Source organism: Rothia sp. HMSC071C12 (assembly GCF_001813895.1).
In the GTDB taxonomy this organism is placed as follows: Bacteria; Actinomycetota; Actinomycetes; order Actinomycetales; family Micrococcaceae; genus Rothia; species Rothia mucilaginosa.
In genome coordinates this window covers 292,629-310,514 of the sequence record NZ_KV814371.1, presented here as the reverse complement: position 1 = coordinate 310,514, position 17,886 = coordinate 292,629, and the positions used below count along the sequence as shown (strand labels likewise).

General features: G+C 60.9%; 16 protein-coding genes. 7 read left to right on the top strand and 9 right to left on the bottom strand.

Annotation, left to right across the window (positions count from 1 at the left end; all coding sequences use genetic code 11):
* Positions 1-68: 68 nt before the first annotated feature.
* The 8 genes from HMPREF2942_RS04510 to HMPREF2942_RS04480 all read right to left on the bottom strand — a co-directional run bounded on the left by HMPREF2942_RS04510 (position 69) and on the right by HMPREF2942_RS04480 (position 10,091).
* Positions 69-1,010 carry an inositol monophosphatase family protein gene (locus tag HMPREF2942_RS04510; protein WP_070688500.1) on the bottom strand — a complete coding sequence of 314 codons (942 nt, stop codon included), beginning with the start codon at positions 1,008-1,010 and terminating at the stop codon, positions 69-71.
* 63 nt (positions 1,011-1,073) lie between these two features.
* Positions 1,074-2,201, bottom strand: coding sequence for a ribosome small subunit-dependent GTPase A (gene rsgA / locus HMPREF2942_RS04505; protein WP_070688499.1), 1,128 nt, complete (start codon positions 2,199-2,201; stop codon positions 1,074-1,076).
* Positions 2,202-3,713: a 3-phosphoshikimate 1-carboxyvinyltransferase gene (gene aroA / locus HMPREF2942_RS04500; RefSeq protein WP_070688498.1), complete on the bottom strand. Its 1,512-nt coding sequence runs from the start codon at positions 3,711-3,713 to the stop codon at positions 2,202-2,204. It lies immediately after the preceding gene.
* A 262-nt stretch (positions 3,714-3,975) separates the two neighbouring features.
* The gene (gene rsrA, locus HMPREF2942_RS04495; RefSeq protein ID WP_049327704.1) at positions 3,976-4,290 is read right to left on the bottom strand and encodes a mycothiol system anti-sigma-R factor; all 315 of its coding nucleotides are present in this window, start codon (positions 4,288-4,290) and stop codon (positions 3,976-3,978) included.
* 90 nt (positions 4,291-4,380) lie between these two features.
* Positions 4,381-5,121 carry a sigma-70 family RNA polymerase sigma factor gene (locus HMPREF2942_RS04490; RefSeq protein WP_070688497.1) on the bottom strand — a complete coding sequence of 247 codons (741 nt, stop codon included), beginning with the start codon at positions 5,119-5,121 and terminating at the stop codon, positions 4,381-4,383.
* Positions 5,122-5,278: 157 nt separating this feature from the next.
* Entirely contained in the window at positions 5,279-5,353 is a 75-nt protein-coding gene (locus HMPREF2942_RS09620) for a 50S ribosomal protein bL37 (RefSeq protein ID WP_095343185.1), read from the bottom strand.
* 240 nt (positions 5,354-5,593) lie between these two features.
* Positions 5,594-6,193: a GDSL-type esterase/lipase family protein gene (locus tag HMPREF2942_RS04485; RefSeq protein ID WP_005505446.1), complete on the bottom strand. Its 600-nt coding sequence runs from the start codon at positions 6,191-6,193 to the stop codon at positions 5,594-5,596.
* Positions 6,194-6,413: 220 nt separating this feature from the next.
* Positions 6,414-10,091, bottom strand: a complete 3,678-nt coding sequence (locus tag HMPREF2942_RS04480; protein WP_070688496.1) for a multifunctional oxoglutarate decarboxylase/oxoglutarate dehydrogenase thiamine pyrophosphate-binding subunit/dihydrolipoyllysine-residue succinyltransferase subunit — start codon at positions 10,089-10,091, stop codon at positions 6,414-6,416.
* Positions 10,092-10,502: 411 nt separating this feature from the next.
* Here HMPREF2942_RS04480 and HMPREF2942_RS04475 point away from each other — a divergent pair, with 411 nt between their 5' ends.
* From HMPREF2942_RS04475 to HMPREF2942_RS04450, 6 genes are all read left to right on the top strand, one after another.
* Positions 10,503-10,688, top strand: a complete 186-nt coding sequence (locus HMPREF2942_RS04475; protein ID WP_141755593.1) for a hypothetical protein — start codon at positions 10,503-10,505, stop codon at positions 10,686-10,688.
* Positions 10,679-12,019 (top strand): hemolysin family protein, encoded by a 1,341-nt coding sequence (locus HMPREF2942_RS04470; protein ID WP_070688494.1) that lies wholly within the window; start codon positions 10,679-10,681, stop codon positions 12,017-12,019. Before HMPREF2942_RS04475 ends, HMPREF2942_RS04470 begins: the two co-directional genes overlap by 10 nt.
* Positions 12,016-13,098, top strand: coding sequence for a hemolysin family protein (locus tag HMPREF2942_RS04465; RefSeq protein WP_070688493.1), 1,083 nt, complete (start codon positions 12,016-12,018; stop codon positions 13,096-13,098). The genes HMPREF2942_RS04470 and HMPREF2942_RS04465 overlap by 4 nt, the downstream gene beginning before the upstream one ends.
* 352 nt (positions 13,099-13,450) lie before the next feature.
* Positions 13,451-14,458 (top strand): metal ABC transporter solute-binding protein, Zn/Mn family, encoded by a 1,008-nt coding sequence (locus tag HMPREF2942_RS04460; protein ID WP_070688492.1) that lies wholly within the window; start codon positions 13,451-13,453, stop codon positions 14,456-14,458.
* Positions 14,459-15,358 (top strand): metal ABC transporter ATP-binding protein, encoded by a 900-nt coding sequence (locus HMPREF2942_RS04455; protein ID WP_049327709.1) that lies wholly within the window; start codon positions 14,459-14,461, stop codon positions 15,356-15,358.
* Positions 15,355-16,275 (top strand): metal ABC transporter permease, encoded by a 921-nt coding sequence (locus tag HMPREF2942_RS04450; protein ID WP_070688491.1) that lies wholly within the window; start codon positions 15,355-15,357, stop codon positions 16,273-16,275. Before HMPREF2942_RS04455 ends, HMPREF2942_RS04450 begins: the two co-directional genes overlap by 4 nt.
* A 264-nt stretch (positions 16,276-16,539) precedes the next feature.
* On the opposite strand, the gene HMPREF2942_RS04445 is transcribed toward HMPREF2942_RS04450, so the two are convergent.
* Positions 16,540-17,004 carry a Fur family transcriptional regulator gene (locus HMPREF2942_RS04445; protein ID WP_049342169.1) on the bottom strand — a complete coding sequence of 155 codons (465 nt, stop codon included), beginning with the start codon at positions 17,002-17,004 and terminating at the stop codon, positions 16,540-16,542.
* A 157-nt stretch (positions 17,005-17,161) separates the two neighbouring features.
* Between HMPREF2942_RS04445 and HMPREF2942_RS04440 the strand changes: the two genes are divergently transcribed.
* Positions 17,162-17,839, top strand: a complete 678-nt coding sequence (locus HMPREF2942_RS04440) for an MBL fold metallo-hydrolase (protein WP_070688490.1) — start codon at positions 17,162-17,164, stop codon at positions 17,837-17,839.
* The last annotated feature ends 47 nt before the right edge of the window (positions 17,840-17,886 follow it).

The following is a 17,886-nucleotide window of genomic DNA, read 5'->3' as shown; positions in this document are numbered from 1 at the left end:
GGCGGCGGCTTTCCACTGACCGGAAAGCCGCCGCCTCGCTATATTGTCACCGTCACCGAGGGAGCAGGCTAGGGTTGGGGTGCGAGCGCCTCCAGCACCTGCTGCTGGACCGCCGCCGTATTACTTGCCACCAGGGACACCGGGTGCACACCGGCGGCCGAAACGCCCGCGTGCTCGGGCAAATCGCCCTCCAGGGTGGAGGCGACGCCGCCAGCCTCACGAATCAGCGGCAGTAGCGCCGCCACCTCGTAGAAAGACAGGGATGCGTCCATGACGGTGTCCACGGCACCCTCAGCGAGCATACACGCCGCCCAGAACGAACCGTACGCGCGGGAACGACCTACTGAGCACAGAAGCTGTACAAGCTCGGCAGAGCGGTCCACAGCGCCTTCAGAGGCCGCCTTCCAGGAGGCGAGGTCGGTGTACGCAGCAGACAGCTGATCCAGCTGAGTCAGCGAGGACACCTCAAGACGAGTAGCCTGCGCCAAGGACTTACCCGTGTACGCGCCCGAACCGCGAGCAGCCCACCAGCGGCGACCCAGTGCGGGTGCAGATACCACACCCACCACCGGCTCACCCTGATCCAGCAGAGCAATCAGAGTCGCCCACACCGGCACGCCGCGGCGAAAATTATCCAGCTCAGCAATCGGCGCAATGACCCACTGGCGCGACGCCTGACCGTTATAGCCGGCATGCTCACCGGCAATACCGTCACGAGTACGCACACGCGACAGCTGCGCGCGCAGAAGCTCCTCAACCTCTTGCGCCACACCCGAAGCGTAATCGGCAGGCTCCTGCTCCTGTACCTGCGGCTCAGCGGGTTGCTGAGTAGCCTGCTGCCAGGGTGCCAACGGTGCCGCGGCGGGTGCCGCCTCAGTGGGCTCTACCACCTCGGAGGCGGGGGAGAAGACCGGGCGGTCACGAAAACGCATGGCGCTCACACGATCGACGCTATCGGCAAGAATATGCGCAAGACGCAAATCGTCGGTGTACTGCTGGGGACGGCTCATAGTAATGCTCTTCTTCAGTATCGGTGATGTAGTCAGCAAAAATGTGTGTGAGGGGGAGAGAAGCTAGACGAGAGCGCCCAGTTCCTTCTCCGAATCGCCCTCTTCAGGAGTCAACAGCAGCAGCTTACGCAACGACTCCAGACGGGCGGGACCGCTCTCACCGGCGTGACCGGCGGCAACGTACGCCTCCAGACCGCACTCCGGAGCCTGCGCCGCGTGAGTACACGCCTTCGGGCAATCCGCCGCACCGGGCGCCAGGTCCACGAACGCCTCCACCACGGTCTCCGGGGGCACATGCGCCAGACCGAACGAACGAATACCCGGAGTATCAATAATCCAGGTGCCCGGCTCCATCGGCTCCCCATTCGCATTCACCGGACGCAACGCCAACGCCGACGAGGAAGTGTGGCGGCCACGACCCGTCACCGCGTTCACATGACCGGTCGCACGCTCGGAGCCGGTCAGCGCATTCACCAGGGTTGACTTACCCACACCCGAATGGCCCAGAAGCACCGACACCTGACCCAGTAGCTCCTGCAGAAGCTCCTGAACCGGTGCCGATTCCAAACCGGCAGCGCCCTCCTGACTCGGCGCCAAACCATCCGAAGACGAAGACAGCACAATCTTCAAACCGCTTGCCGCATAGTAATCCAGCAGGTTCTGCGGGTACCGCACATCGGTCTTCGTAATGCACAGGATCGGCTCAATCCCGGCGTCAAACGCCGCCACCACGGCACGGTCAATGAAGCCGGTACGCGGCTCCGGGTTCGCCGCAGCAACCACAATCACCAGCTGCTGAGCATTCGCCACGACCACGCGCTCCGACGGGTCGGTATCGTCGGCGCTACGGCGCAGAATTGAGGTGCGCTCGCCCAGACGCACAATGCGTGCCAGGGTATCCTTCGCGCCGGAGGTGTCACCCACCAGGTCCACAAAGTCGCCGGTTACAATCGCGGTGCGGCGCAGCTCCTTAGCGCGCGCCGCAATGAGGGTACGCTCCTTCTCGGTACCCTCATCAACGACGACCGACCAGCGGCCGCGGTCCACAGTAATGACCCTGCCACGAATCGCTTCTTTGAAGGTCGGGCGGTCCTTCGTGCGGGGGCGGGAGCCCTTCTTGTTGGGGCGCACGCGCACATCCGACTCATCCCATTCGGAGAAATCGCGCACGTTCATGCGGGAAGAACCCATTTAGAAGACCTCCTGGTCAGCGGTAGCATCAGCGGTGGAGGCGCCGGTCTGCCATTGCGCCAGCATGTCCTCCCACATTGCGGTAAATTCGGGCATGGTCTTAGCTACGGTGGCTACGTTCTGCACCACCACATTGGGGCGGCGCAGACCAATAATCGCCGCGAAGGTCGCCATACGGTGATCGTCGTAGGTGCGCGCCAGAACCTGCGCAACCTCCGCGGCAGCGGGGATGGGCGCCTCAATCACCAGCGAATCGGCGGTGTCGTGGGCGGCACCTCCCAGGCGGTTAATCTCAGCGGCGAGCGCTGCGAGGCGGTCCGTCTCATGACCGCGCAGATGCGCAATGCCGGTCAGCTCAACGCGGCCCTTCACGAAAGCACAAGCAGCCGCCATAGTCGGCGCCAACTCGCCACCGGCAGACAGATCAAAGGAGAAGTCACCCTCGGGAAGCTGCGCCGGACCGGTCACGGTCAGACGGCCCTCAGCGTAGCGAACCTGCGCACCCAGCGCGGGCAGAAGCTCACGCCACATATCGCCCACCTGGGTCGTACCCGCCGAAGAGTCAGCCGCGGGTGCAGGCCAATGAGGAATAGTCACCGACTCGCCGGTAACCACGGCGGCGGCAAGGAACGGACCGGCATTCGACAGATCAGGCTCAATGGTCATCTCAAATCCGGGGAAAGAACCGGGATGAACCGTCCAACGGTACTCGCCACCCTCTGCTTCATTGGCTTGGTTCGGGTAGTGCTCCTGCACCTCGATGCCCATCTGGCGCAGTGCCTCCACGGTCATCTGAATGTGCGGGATGGACGGCACCGAAGAACCCTCGTGCACCAGCACCATACCCTGCGGTAGGCGAGGCGCCATCAGCAACAGAGCCGAAACGAACTGGGACGACGTCGAAGCATCAATACGAACCACGGGCGCCTCAGAAACACCCTCTGCGCTCGCCAGGCCGGGGGAGCGCAGCACGAAGGGCAGAGCGTTCTCGCCCTGCTCACAATCCACCTGCACACCCAGCTGACGCAGACCCTCCAGAACCGGACCCATCGGACGTTGACGGGCGTGCGGGTCACCGTCAAAAGCGAACTCACCCGGCAGCAGCGCCGCCAGGGCGGGCACAAAACGCATCACGGTACCGGCAAGACCGCACTCAATCGACACGGTGCGCGACTGAGCGGAATCGGACTGCGCCTGTGCGGAATGCGCTTCCACAAAGCTCAGGGGAGTGACCTTAACATCCGGACCGAACGGCGAATCGGTCGGCACCAGCTCAATACCCGCACCCAGCTGACGCAGCGCCTCAATCATCAGCGCCGAATCGCGCGAATGCAGCGGCGCACGCAAATACGAGGGGGAATCAGCCAGAGCAGCAAGCAACAGATAACGGTTCGTGAGCGACTTAGAACCCGGAATATGCACCAGCGCGTTCTTGCCAGCGGCTTCGCTGGAGGCGGGTGCCAGGGGAGCGGGCCAATCACCGGGGGAAAGCTGCACTGCTGCGTCGCTCATACATCCTCTTCTGGTTCAAATCATGGGGAGGGCGCAGACTCAGAGACGCTGCGCCGGTTGATGTCTACCCCTATTCTACCGGTTGAGGGTTTGCGAGCCGCTGAGGGCTCCAGCGCTGAGATAGGCGGCGCGAACTAGGCAACACGAACCAGACGGCGCGAACTAAAACAACACGCGTAAAGGCGGTGCACTGTTATTGGTGCACCGCCTTCACTCATCATCAGATGTCTATACCCCCAGCGGGGCAACAGCTTGAGGCAGCTTAGAGGTTAGCCTCGGCGCAGAACTTCTGCACATCCTGCAGCAGACGCGCCTTCAGCTGCTCGGGCGCCTGCTGAGCGCACGAAGAACGCATCTTCTCACGAATCATCAGCTCAAAGTCCTTCACATCCGCGCATTCGGGGCAGGCATCCAGATGCGCCTGAACCGTGCGCAGCTGCTCGGGGCTCAGCTCCCTATCGAGGAATTCGTAGAGGCGCTTGAGGGTCGCCGAGCAGGGCTGGCCGTCGCAATCCTCCAGCGGCTCAGAAGCCGCGGAGGCTTCGGGGACAGAAGAATTCTTGTCTGTGGTTGACATCGGGGTTCCTTTCACACGGAAGGTATAAAGTGTTAGGGGAGTCTAGCCTCAACCGCATGGGGGGGCTAGCTCACGTGTAGAAGAGCGAAGCTAAGAATCCGCAGGCGCCTCGGAACGAGAGTCCGCCGGAGGGGACTTTACAACCTTGGCCGCCTTAGTGCCCTTGGTAGCCTTTGCCGGCTGCCCCTTCGCGTTCGCCTTTGCTACGGCTTTCGCCTCAGCCTTCGCTTCTGCCTTTGCGATGGTCGACGGGCGCAGACCGTTCTCACGCGCATAATCGAGCAGCTTCTCACGCAGAATACGGCGGCCACGATGCAGACGAGACATCACCGTGCCCAGAGGGATATCCAGAATCTCCGCAATGTCCTTGTACGCGAAACCCTCCACATCGGAGTAGTACACCACCATGCGGAAATCCTCAGACAGCTCGTTCAGAGCCTCACGAACCTCCGTATTCGGCAAGGCGCTCAGCGCCTCCACCTCAGCAGAACGCAGACCCACCGCATCATGCTCACCGGCCTGAGCCAGCTGCCAATCCTCCACCGTCTCACCCTGAGACTGCTGCGGCTCACGCTGACGCTTACGGTACAAATTGATGTACGTATTCGTCAGGATGCGGTACAGCCACGCCTTCAGGTTCGTACCCTCGGTGAACTGGTGGTACGAAGCAAAAGCCTTCATGTAGGTTTCCTGCACCAAGTCTTCAGCATCGGCAGAGTTGCGGCTCATCCGCAGGGCAGCAGCGTAGAGCTGATCCACATACTGCATAGCGTCCGCGGTAAAGCGTTCGCGTAGCTCGCGGGTATCCGCCGCGGTGTTGGTTTCAGCCATGTTTCTCCTCTACAGGAACGCGCCAGGCGTTCACATCCATAACGTAGAATTCTTCTCTTTATTCCGCAGAACGCGCACAAACATCTGCGGGTAAAGCAAAACCCCGGGTCCGAATAATATCCGAAACGCCGGGGTTTTAAAGTGTATGCAAGATACCTTATGCGTTGGGGCGCTTACCGTGGTTTGCGCCGCCCTTACGACGGTCCTTGCGCTTACGACCGCGCTTGCTCATCAGAGCCTCCTTATAGTGTTCATGGATGCACGCCCCACCTTCGCGGTGCGTGCCCCCTATTACCTGCCCTAGCAGAGGCGGTCACCGAAAACCGGTGCTCCACGCTATAAGGGCAACGCCGTCTATTTTTTCATAGAAACGGCATGATTGCATCTTGGAACCGGGATATGAGCTAAAAAACACGAACTTTCTTCGTGTCTCTTCGCCCTTTCGACCAGGTCCAACTAGGGGAGCGGGCTCTTAGCCGTGCTCAGGAATGTTCAGCCAGTTGTACCAGCCGCGGTGCAGAACCAGCCATGCCATCAGACCGTAACCGGACTGACCCGGGCGGCCGTCATTCGCGGCAAGGTCGTTGCGCCACTGCTCGTGGTGGAGCAGCGGGTTGAACGTATCCACGTACACGTGGTTACGGCGGGTCACCACATCCGCGTATGCCGCCGACAGGTCAGCGATACGGCGGTTACGCTCAGCGTCCAGGGTCGGCGGCGGACCAACAACCAGAACCTTAATGTTGTTCTGCGACGCCATGTCCACAATGTTCGCCAGGTTCAAACGCGAACGAGCGCTGGTCAGACCCAAATCAATGTCAAAGGTCGACGGAGCAATAATGAGGCGGTTATCAGCACCGGGAACGAAGCGGCGGCGCGCCTCCTCGAACCAGCGTGCATTCAGCTGCTCGCTACCTTCATTGGGGGCGGCAAGGTTATATGCCGCAATGGATGCGGTGGTCTGCGGGGTGCGCGCCATAACACGGCCAAACCAGCCGAGGGTACGGGGATCGCCAACACCGGCGAGCAGGTCATCGCCGACTGCCACAATTCGAATATTGCGTTGCTCCACGGAATTCTTTCTTCTGCAGTATGCGCCCGCCGTGAGAGGCGGCAAGGCACGTGAGTAATAGTCTTTATATCTAGGATAAGCGCTTACCGGCCTCTTTTCGAACTTAATACCCTATCCGGTAAGCATCCGAGACTAAAAAACCCGTCTGCCCGCCAGAAACATCTGACGGGAAGACGGGTTTTGAAGAGCTAAATCATGAGCCGATCAGCTGTAGAAGACCTTAGCCTTCGAAGACCTGCTTGAGCAGAGCCTCAGCCTCAGCTGCGTGCAGCTTACCGGTACCGGCAGCCGGGGAAGCAGCTGCGGAGCGGGAAGCAAGACGCACGCGGCGGTCCAGCAACGGCAGCAGGTTCACAGCCATGAACGGCCACTGACCCTGGTTAGCAGGCTCGTCCTGAGCCCACACAACGTCGGTAGCGTTCGAGTACAGAGCCAGCTGCTCCTTGATTTCCTGCTCGGGCAGCGGGTACAGCTGCTCCACCGAGACAATAGCGGTCTTGGTGTCGCCGCGGCGCTCGCGCTCAGCTTCCAGATCGTAGTAGAGACGACCGGATACGAAGACCACACGCTCAACCTGAGCCGGGTTAATACCCGAACGGTCACCAATCACCGGCTGGAACGAACCCTCGGTGAAGTCCTCGATGGAGGACGCAGCAGCCTTCAGACGCAGCAGCTGCTTGGGGCTGATCACCACGAGCGGCTTGTACGGACGGTGCTGAGAGTGGCGACGCAGCAGGTGGAAGTGCGAAGCCGGAGTCGAGGGGCAGGCAACAGTCATGTTGTTCTCAGCGCACAGCTGCAGGTAACGCTCAACACGAGCCGAGGAGTGGTCAGGACCCTGACCCTCGTAGCCGTGAGGAAGCAGCATAACCAGCGAGGAGCGCTGGCCCCACTTCTGCTCGGAGGAAGACACGAACTCATCAATGATGGTCTGAGCGCCGTTCGCGAAGTCACCGAACTGAGCCTCCCACACCACGAGCGAGTCGGGGCGCTCCACCGAGTAGCCGTACTCGAAGCCGAGAACGCCGTACTCAGAGAGGAAGGAGTTGTAGATACGGAACTTGCCCTGGTCCTCAGAGAGGTGCTCCAGCGGCGACCACTCTTCATCAGTGATGTGGTCGTGCAGAACAGCGTGACGCTGAACGAAGGTACCGCGCTGAACATCCTGACCGCTCATACGAACGTCGGTGCCCTCCATCAGCAGCGAACCGAAGGCGAGCAGTTCACCCATACCCCAGTTCACGTTGCCGGTGCGGCCCATCTCAACGCGCTGCTCCATGAGCTTCTTCAGCTTCTTGTGGACGGTGAAGCCCTCGGGCTCCTTACCGAACGCATCAGCGATGTGCTGCAGAGTCTCACGGGAAATTGCAGTCTTACCGCCGTGAACGACCTCGGTGTTCTGCTGGGATGCGGGCAGTTCCAGACCGGAAACGTGCGCGCCAGCAGGAGCCGGTGCCGAAGACTGAGTCTCGACGAAGATAGCGTCCAGCTTCGAGTGGTAGGAGTCCAGAACTTCGTCTGCCTCTTCCTGAGAGACATCGCCGCGACCGACCAGGTCCTGTGCGTACAGGGTGCGGGTCGAGGGCAGGACGTCAATATCCTGGTACATCTTCGGCTGGGTCATCGACGGATCGTCAGCCTCGTTGTGACCGCGGCGGCGGTAGCAAATCAGGTCAATGACGACGTCGCGACCGAAGCGCTCACGGTACTCGAATGCCAGGCGTGCGGCGCGAACCACTGCGTCCGGGTCATCAGCGTTGACGTGGAAGACCGGAGCCTTAGTCATACGCGCAATGTCGGTAGCGTGGGTTGCGGTGCGGCCGTCGTTCGGCAGGGTGGTGAAGCCAATCTGGTTGTTCACCACAACGTGCACGGTGCCGCCGGTGGTGTACGCCTTCAGGTCAGCCATCTGCAGGGTCTCCATGACGATGCCCTGGCCAGCGAACGCTGCGTCACCGTGAATCAGGATCGGCAGGACCGGGTGACCCTCAACGCCCTGCTCGTTGTAGACGTCCTGCTTAGCGCGGACGATACCCTCGAGCACGGTGTTTGCAGCCTCAAGGTGCGAGGGGTTAGCAGCCACGTAAACCTGGGTCTGCTTACCGGAATCGGAGGTGAAGACGCCCTCGGTACCGAGGTGGTACTTCACGTCACCGGAGCCACCCTCGTAAGGTGCTGCGGTGCCGGAGAACTCACGGAAAATCTGAGCGTAGGACTTACCAGCAATGTTGGTCAGCACGTTCAGACGACCGCGGTGTGCCATACCAATGGCAACGCCCTTCAGGTCGTTGTTAGCGGCCTTGTCCAGCACAGCGTCCAGCAGCGGAATCAGGGACTCGCCGCCCTCCAGGGAGAAGCGCTTCTGACCCAGGTACTTGGTCTGCAGGAAGTTCTCGAATGCCTCAGCCTCAACCAGCTTGGAGAGAACACGCAGCTGCTCCTCGCGGGTGGGCTTAGCAACGCCGCGCTCCAGACGCTCCTGGAACCATGCGCGAACCTCGGGGTCCTCAGAGTACATGTACTCAACGGACAGGGAGCCGGAGTATGCCTCGTGCAGGCGCTCCAGGATGGTGCGCAGCGGCAGACGCTCGGAACCGCCGAAGCCACCGGTCGGGTAGACGCGGTCCAGATCCCACAGGGTCAGGCCGTAGTTCTCCAGCTTCAGGTCCGGGTGCGAACGCATCTTGTAACCAACGGGGTTGGTTGCTGCGGTCAGGTGGCCGTGCACGCGGTACGCGTGAATCAGCTGCTGAATACGTGCAACCTTAGAGATTTCCTGAGCGTCATCGACGTGGTTGTCGCGTGCCCAACGAACCGGCTCGAAAGGAACCTTCAGGTCGCGGAAGATTGCGTCGTAGAAGTCGTCGCCGCCAAGCAGGTAGTGCTCAACCAGCTTCAGGAACTCACCGGAACCTGCACCCTGAATGACGCGGTGGTCGTAGGTGCTGGTCAGGGTGATGATCTTGGACAGGCCCTGCTGGGTGATGAGCTTCTCGGACAGGCCGCGGAACTCAGCCGGGTACTCCAGCGCACCCACACCGATGATGGCTGCCTGGCCCTTGGAGAGACGGGGCACCGAGTGGACGGTACCAATACCACCGGGGTTGGTCAGCGAAACAGTGGTGCCGCGGAAGTCCTCAATGGTCAGCGCGCCGTTACGGCCACGCTTAACGATGTCGTTGTACGCATCCCAGAACTCGCGGAAGCTCAGCTTCTCAGCACCCTTGAGGTTCGGAACGACCAGGTTACGGGAACCATCGGGGCGGGGCAGGTCAATAGCCAGACCAAAGTTCACGTGTGCGTTGTGGATTGCAACGGGCTTGCCCTTCTCATCCACACCGTAGGTCACGTTCATCGAAGGCATCGCTGCCACTGCGCGAATTACTGCGTAACCAATCAGGTGGGTGAAGGAGACCTTGCCGCCGCGGGTGCTTGCCAGGTACTTGTTGATGGCAGCACGGTTCTCAATGAGCAGCTTTGCGGGGACCGCACGAACGGTGGTTGCGGTGGGGACAGTCAGCGACTCTTCCATGGTCGTGACGACTGCCTTAGCAGGGCCGCGGAGGGGGACAATCTTGTCTTCAGCAGGTTCCACAGGTTCAGCCTTCTTGGTAGCAGCGGGAGGGGTGGGGTTAGCAGGTGCAGCCGCAGGCTTCGGTGCCGCGGGGGCGGGAGTTGCTACAGGTGCGGCAGGTGCAGCCGGTGCGGCGGGTGCCGCAGCAGGAGCTGCACTAGCGGTACCGGCGCCTCCCAGCGCCTTGTCGATGGTCTCAAAAATGGGCCACCATGAAGGGTCCACGAGGTTCTTGTCCTTCTGGTAACGCTCGTACTGTTCTTCAACGAACCATTCGTTACCGGCAAATTCCTCAGGCACCAGATGTTCTGGCAGATTTGGCACGTTAAACGCCTCTTCCAATTAGTGTGAATTTATCCGTCGCGTCCGGGACTCTCCCCGGCATAGACGACCCGCGTCTTCGAGGGGCGAATCATCACGCTGAGCATGTGCGCATCGCCTAAGATGGTGGCCGTATGTGCGGGGTGCGCACCGTACAAACCTGCCTAGCGTGCCGTGAACGTCGGGGTTCATCCGCTTGCATGGCGGCACACTCATGCTCCTATGTATAAGTGTAAAGAGAAGCACGGTGAACTTTCCAGCTCATCGCGCTATATCCGCAATGCAATTTTTCACTCTTACGGATTAGCAATGAGCCGCGTGCGCAACAAGTACTGTCTTGCACGTGTGAGCAGGCACTCTACAGCACCGGGAAGAGACGAAACCTTCGCTAAAATATGGGGTATGGATGACCCTTTGAGTAAGACTCTGACTACTAGCCAGCGCAGAATACTGCCCGCATACTCTGCGCAACACGGCACTGTAACACCCAAAAACACCACCTCCGATGCTCAGCATCTGGACAGCCTGACTGCGGGGCTACCCCGCCAGGCCCAAGGCGCCGCACACCAGTCGATGGAGGCGGTGACCGCGTGGATCTGATTCTCCTACTCATCGGCCTGCTGCTCATCCTGGGAACGGGCTTCTTCGTTGCCGTAGAGTTCTCCCTCGTAGCACTCGAAACCGCCACCGTGCAGCAGGCAAAGGACTCCGGCGATAAAGCCGCCGACGCCGTCCTGCGCTGCCTCAAGACGCTCTCTACTCAGCTCTCCAGCTGCCAGATTGGCATCACCATCACCACGCTGCTGACCGGTTACACCCTCGACGCTGCCATCAAGGCGCTCACCACCGGCGCCATCAGCAGCCTGGGTCTGCCCACCAGCGTGACCGACGTACTCACCCTGGTGCTGGCGATGCTCATCGCAACCTTGCTCTCCATGGTCGTCGGCGAACTGCTGCCCAAGGGCCTCGCTATCGCCGAACCCTACGATGTGGCGCGTCGAGTCGCCCCCGCGCAGCTGGCATTCACCCGCGTCATGTCCCCGCTCGTGCGCATCATGAACGGCTCTGCCAACTGGATTCTCGGACGCTTCGGCATGGAAGCCAAGGAAGAACTCTCCGCGGCACGCACCCCCGAAGAGCTCTCCTCCATGGTGCGCCGCTCCGCAGAAGAAGGCATCCTCGACTCCGACGCGGCACGCTTCGTGGACCGCACCCTGCGCTTCTCCGAGCTGACCGCCTCCGAAGTCATGACCCCGCGCGGCCAGGTCGCCATGCTCGAAGACACCGCCCCCGTTGCCGAAGTTATCAAGCTGGCACGCTCCACCGGCCACTCCCGATTCCCCCTCTACAAGGGCGACCACGACAACATCGTGGGCGTCGTGCACGTGAAGAAGGCAGTCGGCGTGCCCCCGGAGGTTCGCGAAACCCTCGAAGCCGGCGCCCTCGCAGAAGACGTGCTGCAGGTCCCCGAAACCCTGCACCTGGACGCGCTGCTCACCCAGCTACGCCAGGGCGCCCTGCAGCTCGCCGTGGTCCTCGACGAATACGGCGGAACCGCCGGCATCGCAACCCTCGAAGACCTCGTCGAAGAAATCGTCGGCGAAGTCTCCGACGAACACGACCGCGGCCGCACCGAACGCCCCCTACGCTACGGCAACGGCGACTGGGTGTTCTCCGGCCTGCGCCGCCCCGACGAAATCAACACCCTCATCCCCGGGCTCGAGGTTGAGGAAAGCCCCGAATACGAAACCGTCGGCGGCTTCATGATGGAACGGCTCGGCCGCATCCCCGAAGTAGGCGACAGCGTCCCCGTAACCGGCGGTACCCTGCGCGTCGATACCCTCGAAGGCCGCCGCGTGGACCGCATCCGATTCACCCCCACGCCCGCCACTAGTGCACAGGAACAGACCGAGAAGGGAGGCAACGCATGAACGACTGGGTAGCCATCGCACTGCTCGTCATCCTGCTCGCCGGAAACGCCTTCTTCGTCGCCGGTGAATTCGCCATCATGTCCACCCGACGAGCACAAATCGAACCGCTCGCCGAAGAAGGCAATAAGCGAGCGCAGACCGTCATCTACGCGCTAGAAAACGTCTCGCTCATGCTCGCCACCTGCCAGCTGGGCATCACCATCTGCTCGCTGCTGATTCTGAACGTCTCAGAACCGGCGCTGCACCACATGCTGGAGGTGCCCCTGCACCTGGTCGGCCTGTCCCACGCGATCGTGGATGTGCTCGCCTTCGGTATCACCCTGATTCTGGTCACCTACTTGCACGTGATTTTCGGCGAGATGGTTCCCAAGAACGCAGCCGTGACCCTCGCCGCCCGCGGCGTGGCTCTCTGGATTGTGCCGCCCCTGGTGACCATCTCCAAGATTTTCGCCCCCGTGGTCGCCCTGCTGAACAACCTGTCCAATAAGCTGCTGGCGCTCATGAAGGTCGAAGCGAAGGACGAAGTCGCCTCCACCTTCACCCTGGGCGAGCTGCAGACCATCGTGGCAACCTCAACCGCGGAAGGCACCGTGGAAGACGACGCCGGCGTGATTGAAAGCGCCCTCGAATTCACCGAGAAGGACGTCTACGAAATCATGGTGCCCGGCGATAAGCTCGTCACCCTGCCCTTCGGCAGCACCCCCGCCGAACTGGAACGCGCTGTGGCACGCAGCGGCTACTCCCGCTTCGTCATTACCGACAGCGACGGAACCTACATGGGCTACCTGCACGTGAAGGATGCCCTCGCCATCGCCCCCGAGCGGTTCGAGGAGCCCTTCCCCTGGTACAAGCTGCGTTCCCTGGACACGCTCACCCCGACCACCGATATTGACGACGCGCTCGCCTCCATGCAGCGCAGTCGAACCCATATCGCGCAGGTTATGGATGAACAAGGCGTAACCCTCGGCGTGGTCTTCCTCGAAGACGTGCTGGAGGAGCTCGTCGGCGAAATCAACGACACCACCCAGGACGCGGTGCGTGAGCGTGTACGCCGACAGCAGTCACGCGAAGCCCAGTAATAAGCCCAGTAGCCGTATCGTGAGATACCTCGAATAAAACAGGGAAATCTTGAACACACAGCCCGCCCGGTGCCCTCGTCAAAGAGGGCGAGGGGCGGGCTGTTTTGCGGTTAAAAACGTCTTATGGATGCCCCCAAAGGGCAGTCTCAGACGGAGGGATGAAGCGGCAGTATAAAGTAGCGGTGGGGGAGCGCAGTAGGCTGAGCTAACTATCCCTGTTGCATAAGCTACTGACAAGGAAAAGGGTTGCCTAACAGCACCCAAATGACACCAATAAAGAGTTGTTTATACGGGTGTGCGCATGATGTAGTTAAGGAACCTACAGACTAGAACGAACCGAAAGAGAGCCCTCATGTCGCACCCGAAGATCACCCGCAAGCACTTCCTCACCGCAATGGGCTCACTCGCCGCGTCCTCCCTGCTGCTGGCAGGCTGCGCAACCGAGAACAGCACCTCATCCGGTTCGTCCTCCTCGGCTGGCTCCAACAACGGCAAGGTGAAGGTCGTCGCATCCACCGACGTCTACGCAGACATCGCCAAGCAGGTCGGCGGCGACTACGTTGAGGTGACCGCGCTGATCGCCTCCACCAGCACCGACCCCCACTCCTACGAAGCCACCAGCGCCGACCGCCTCAAGGCGAAGGACGCATCCCTGATCGTCATCAACGGCGCAGGCTACGACCTGTTCCTCGAAGACCTCGCGGGCAAGGACAACGCCTCCCAGAAGATCGTGAACGCGGTCAAGGTCAGCGGCAAGCTCACCGACGCCGAATACACCCACCTGGTCGAGGACCACCGCGGCGGCGAACACCACGAAGACGGCGGCGACCACGCCCACGCACACGAGTTCAACGAGCACCTCTGGTACGACTTCGAAACCATGAAGAAGGTCGCCCAGAAGATCGCTGAAGAGCTCGCAGGCCTCGACTCCGCACACGCTGAGGCGTTCCGCACCAACGCATCCACCTTCTCCAAGGAACTGGACGCACTGGACACCACCGCCAAGGCAATCGCCGGTGAAGGTAAGAAGTACCTGTCCACCGAGCCCGTGCCGGACTACCTGATTTCCTCCACCGGCGCAGAGAACGCAACCCCCAGCGAATTCGCTGAGGCGGCAGAAGCCGGCAACGACGTCCCCGCACTCGTCCTGAAGGAAACCAAGGACATGGTCACCGAGAAGAAGGTCCAGTTGCTCGCCTACAACGAGCAGACCTCCACCTCCCAGACCAACGAGGTGCTGCAGGCAGCTAAGGACGCCTCGGTGAACTACGTATCCTTCACCGAAACCCTGCCGGAAAACACCAACTACCTGGCATGGATGAAGACCAACGTCAGCAACCTCGAAAAGGCGCTCTCCTAAGTGACTGACAACAATAACGGTGCCGCCCCCGCGATTTCCATTCGCGGGGGTAGCCTCGCTTTCGGGGCCCGCACCCTCTGGAAAGATCTAACCCTCGACATTGGCGCAGGCGAATACTTCGCCGTGCTCGGACCCAACGGCTCCGGCAAGTCCACCTTCCTCAAAGTCGTTCTCGGCCTGACCGGACTCAACGCCGGCGAAATCTCCGTGCTCGGCAAACCCGCACGCCTGGGCAACGCCGGCGTCGGCTACGTACCGCAGCAGAAGTCCATCCCCACCTCCACCCCGATGCGCGCCCGCGACCTCGTGGGACTTGGCGTGGACGGGCACCGCTGGGGCATCCGCCTGCACGGCCGCAAATACCGCGCCAAGGTTGACGAACTCCTTGAAGCCGTCGGCGCGACCGAGTACGCGAATGTACCGGTGGGTCTGCTCTCTGGTGGTGAGCAGCAGCGTCTGCGTATCGCTCAGGCGCTCGCGAACGACCCGAAGATTCTGCTGGCTGACGAGGCGCTACTCTCCCTGGACCTCAACCACCAGTACGCGGTGGCTGAGCTGATTCACCGGTTCAACCGTGAACGCGGCGTGGCGGTGGTGTTCGTGACCCACGAAATCAACCCCATCATTGAGCATGTGGATCGTGTGCTTTACCTGGCGAATGGTCGTTTCACGGTCGGCTCGGTGGAAGAGGTCATGACCAGTGAGACTCTCACCTCCCTGTACGGAACCCCGGTGAGCGTGCTCAAATCCAATGGCCGTTACGTGGTGGTGGGTGAGACTCACGCCAGCGACCACTGCCATATCGAGGGCACCGACCAGAACATTCACGGCTCCCACCTGAAGTCTGGTCTTTCTGAACCGCAGCGCACTCTACACATTCCGGGAGGAACCACTCGATGACCATTCTTGCTTCCCTCCCCGCTCTGGCACCGCTTGCCGCCGCGCAGAACGATTTGCTCTCCCGCATTTTTGTGTTTGACCGCTACGGCGAGCTGTTGCAGATGCTGCAGAACTCCATTTTTGCTGGCGCTGTGCTAGGCCTTATCGGTGGTTTCGTCGGCATTTTCGTGATGATGCGCGACCACGCCTTTGCGGTGCACGGCGTCTCTGAAATGTCTTTCGCGGGTGCAGCCCTTGCCCTGTTGCTCGGCTATGACGTGGTGACCGGCTCCATGGTCGGTTCGATTGCCTCGGCTCTGCTGATTGCCTTTCTGGGCTCTAAGGCGAGCAATTCGAACTCGGTCATCGGTGCACTCATGCCGTTCGGCTTGGGCTTGGGTATTCTCTTCCTCTCCCTGTACCAGGGCCGTAGCGCGAATAAGTTCGGTCTGCTGACCGGTCAGATCGTGTCCGTGGATGCCGACCAGCTGCACACCATGATTATTGGTGCGGTGGTTATTATCTCCCTACTGGTGATGGTGTGGCGTCCGCTGAGCTTCTCCTCCCTGGACCCGGAGGTCGCTCGCGCTAAAGGTGTGCCGATGCGCTTCCTGTCCCTGGTGTTCATGGTGATTCTGGGTATTGCTGTGGCGCTGTCGGTGCAGGTGGTCGGTTCGCTGCTGGTGCTGGCGCTGTTGATTACTCCGGCGGCTGCGGCGATGCAGGTGACTGCCTCTCCGGTACGCACCCTGATCCTGTCGGTGCTGTTCGCGGAGGCGTCCATTGTGGGCGGTATTCTGCTGGCTCTTGCCGGTTCGCTGCCGATTAGTCCCTACGTGACCAGTATTTCCTTCCTGATTTACGTGGTGTGCCGTGTGATTGGTGGCGTGAAGCGCCGCCATAGCGCGTCGGGCCGCCAGCTGGCTGAGAAGGCATAAGACCTATAGAAAGAGCCCCACCTCGGGAATGAGGTGGGGCTCTTTCGTTGTCGTGCTGTGTTAGCGCTATGGGTCATGTACCCGGTGCGCAATGCGGGCTCAACCTGTGTGGCGTTGTGTTGCCTTGTCCAGATGCCCTGTGTGTCGTGCTGTAGTGGCGCCGAAGATCTTTGAAGGCGCCCTCTCTTTGTTCCTCCAGAGAAGGATCCTCTCCGGTGAAGGAAAGCCCCTCAGCAGGTGAGGGGTGCGGCCTAGCCTGCAACGTTAGCGTGCAGCGCCGCCCTGCGATTCTTCCTCGCGACGTGCCAAAGTGCAGTCCGGGCAGTAACCGGTCACTTCAACCACGTGCTCCAGCTCCGAGAAGCCGTGCTGCTTACCCATAGCCAGTGCCCAGTCCTCAAGGGCGGGTGCTTCCAGCTCAATGGCGGTGCCGCATCGGCGGCAGAGCAGGTGGTGGTGATGGTCCTTTACCTGGCAGTGGCGGTACAGGGTCTCACCCTCAACGCCCTTGACCGAGTCGAGCTCACCGGCATTAGCCAGCGACTGCAGCACACGGTAGGTGGTTGCGAGAGAGACCTGTTCCTTGCGGTTCGCGAGGGTCAGGTGCAGATCCTGTGCTGAGATGAAATCGCCGAGCTCTTCCATGGTCGCCTTGATGATGCGACGCTGGCGGGTATTTCGGGCTTCGGCGGGCTTCGTAATTCTCCGTACGGGAATATGAGTGTCCATTGCTGAACCTTTCGGGGCGGAAATCCGCCCCATTGTGTGGTCGATCTTGTCTTACGACTTTACACTAGAGGCGTTCAAAAGGTGGTTGATTTGCGCTTTATCTCAAAAATTGAAGTCATCAACAGGCACGAATGAGGGTTAACGGTAGACTAAAACTATGAAAATGACGAAGTACACCCACTCATGTATCCGCCTTGAGAATGAGGGGCGCACCCTCGTTCTTGACCCCGGCAACTTTGCCGCAGAAGGTGAGCATGCCACCGCGCTGGAAGGCGCCGATTACCTGTTCGTGACCCACGCGCATCCGGATCATTTTGATGGCCCGTCGGTGCTACCGCTGATTGCTGAGCGTGCCGAGTCGCAGACCCCGTTGAAGATTTGGGCTCCCGAGACTGTCGCCCAGGTCATCAAGGAGGCTGTGCCCGCTGCCGAGGTTACCGTTGTTTCCTCTGATTCTGAGTTCAGCATCCCCGGTTTTGAGGTGAAGACCTACGGCGGTCAGCACGCCCTGATTCACCCGCTGATTCAGACCATCGCTAATGTCGGTTACCTGATTAACGGTGCCGTGTACCACCCGGGTGACTCGTTGGTGGTTCCGCACCGCGTGCGTGCGAATACCGTTCTGGTGCCGATTCACGCGCCCTGGTCGAAGGTTCAGGAAGTCATTGATTTTGTGATTGCGACCGGCGCTCAGCGTGTGGTTCCGATTCACAACGGCATGATTAACGCCAACGGCACCGGCATTATTGAGGGCTTGGTGACGAACTTCGGCGCGAAGTACGGCACTGAGCTGAAGCACCTGAACCCCGGCGAGAGCATTGAGGTTGAGGCGTAAGCCTGACCGTTGAGCTTCAAACGCGCCGACGACGGCGCATGAAGGAG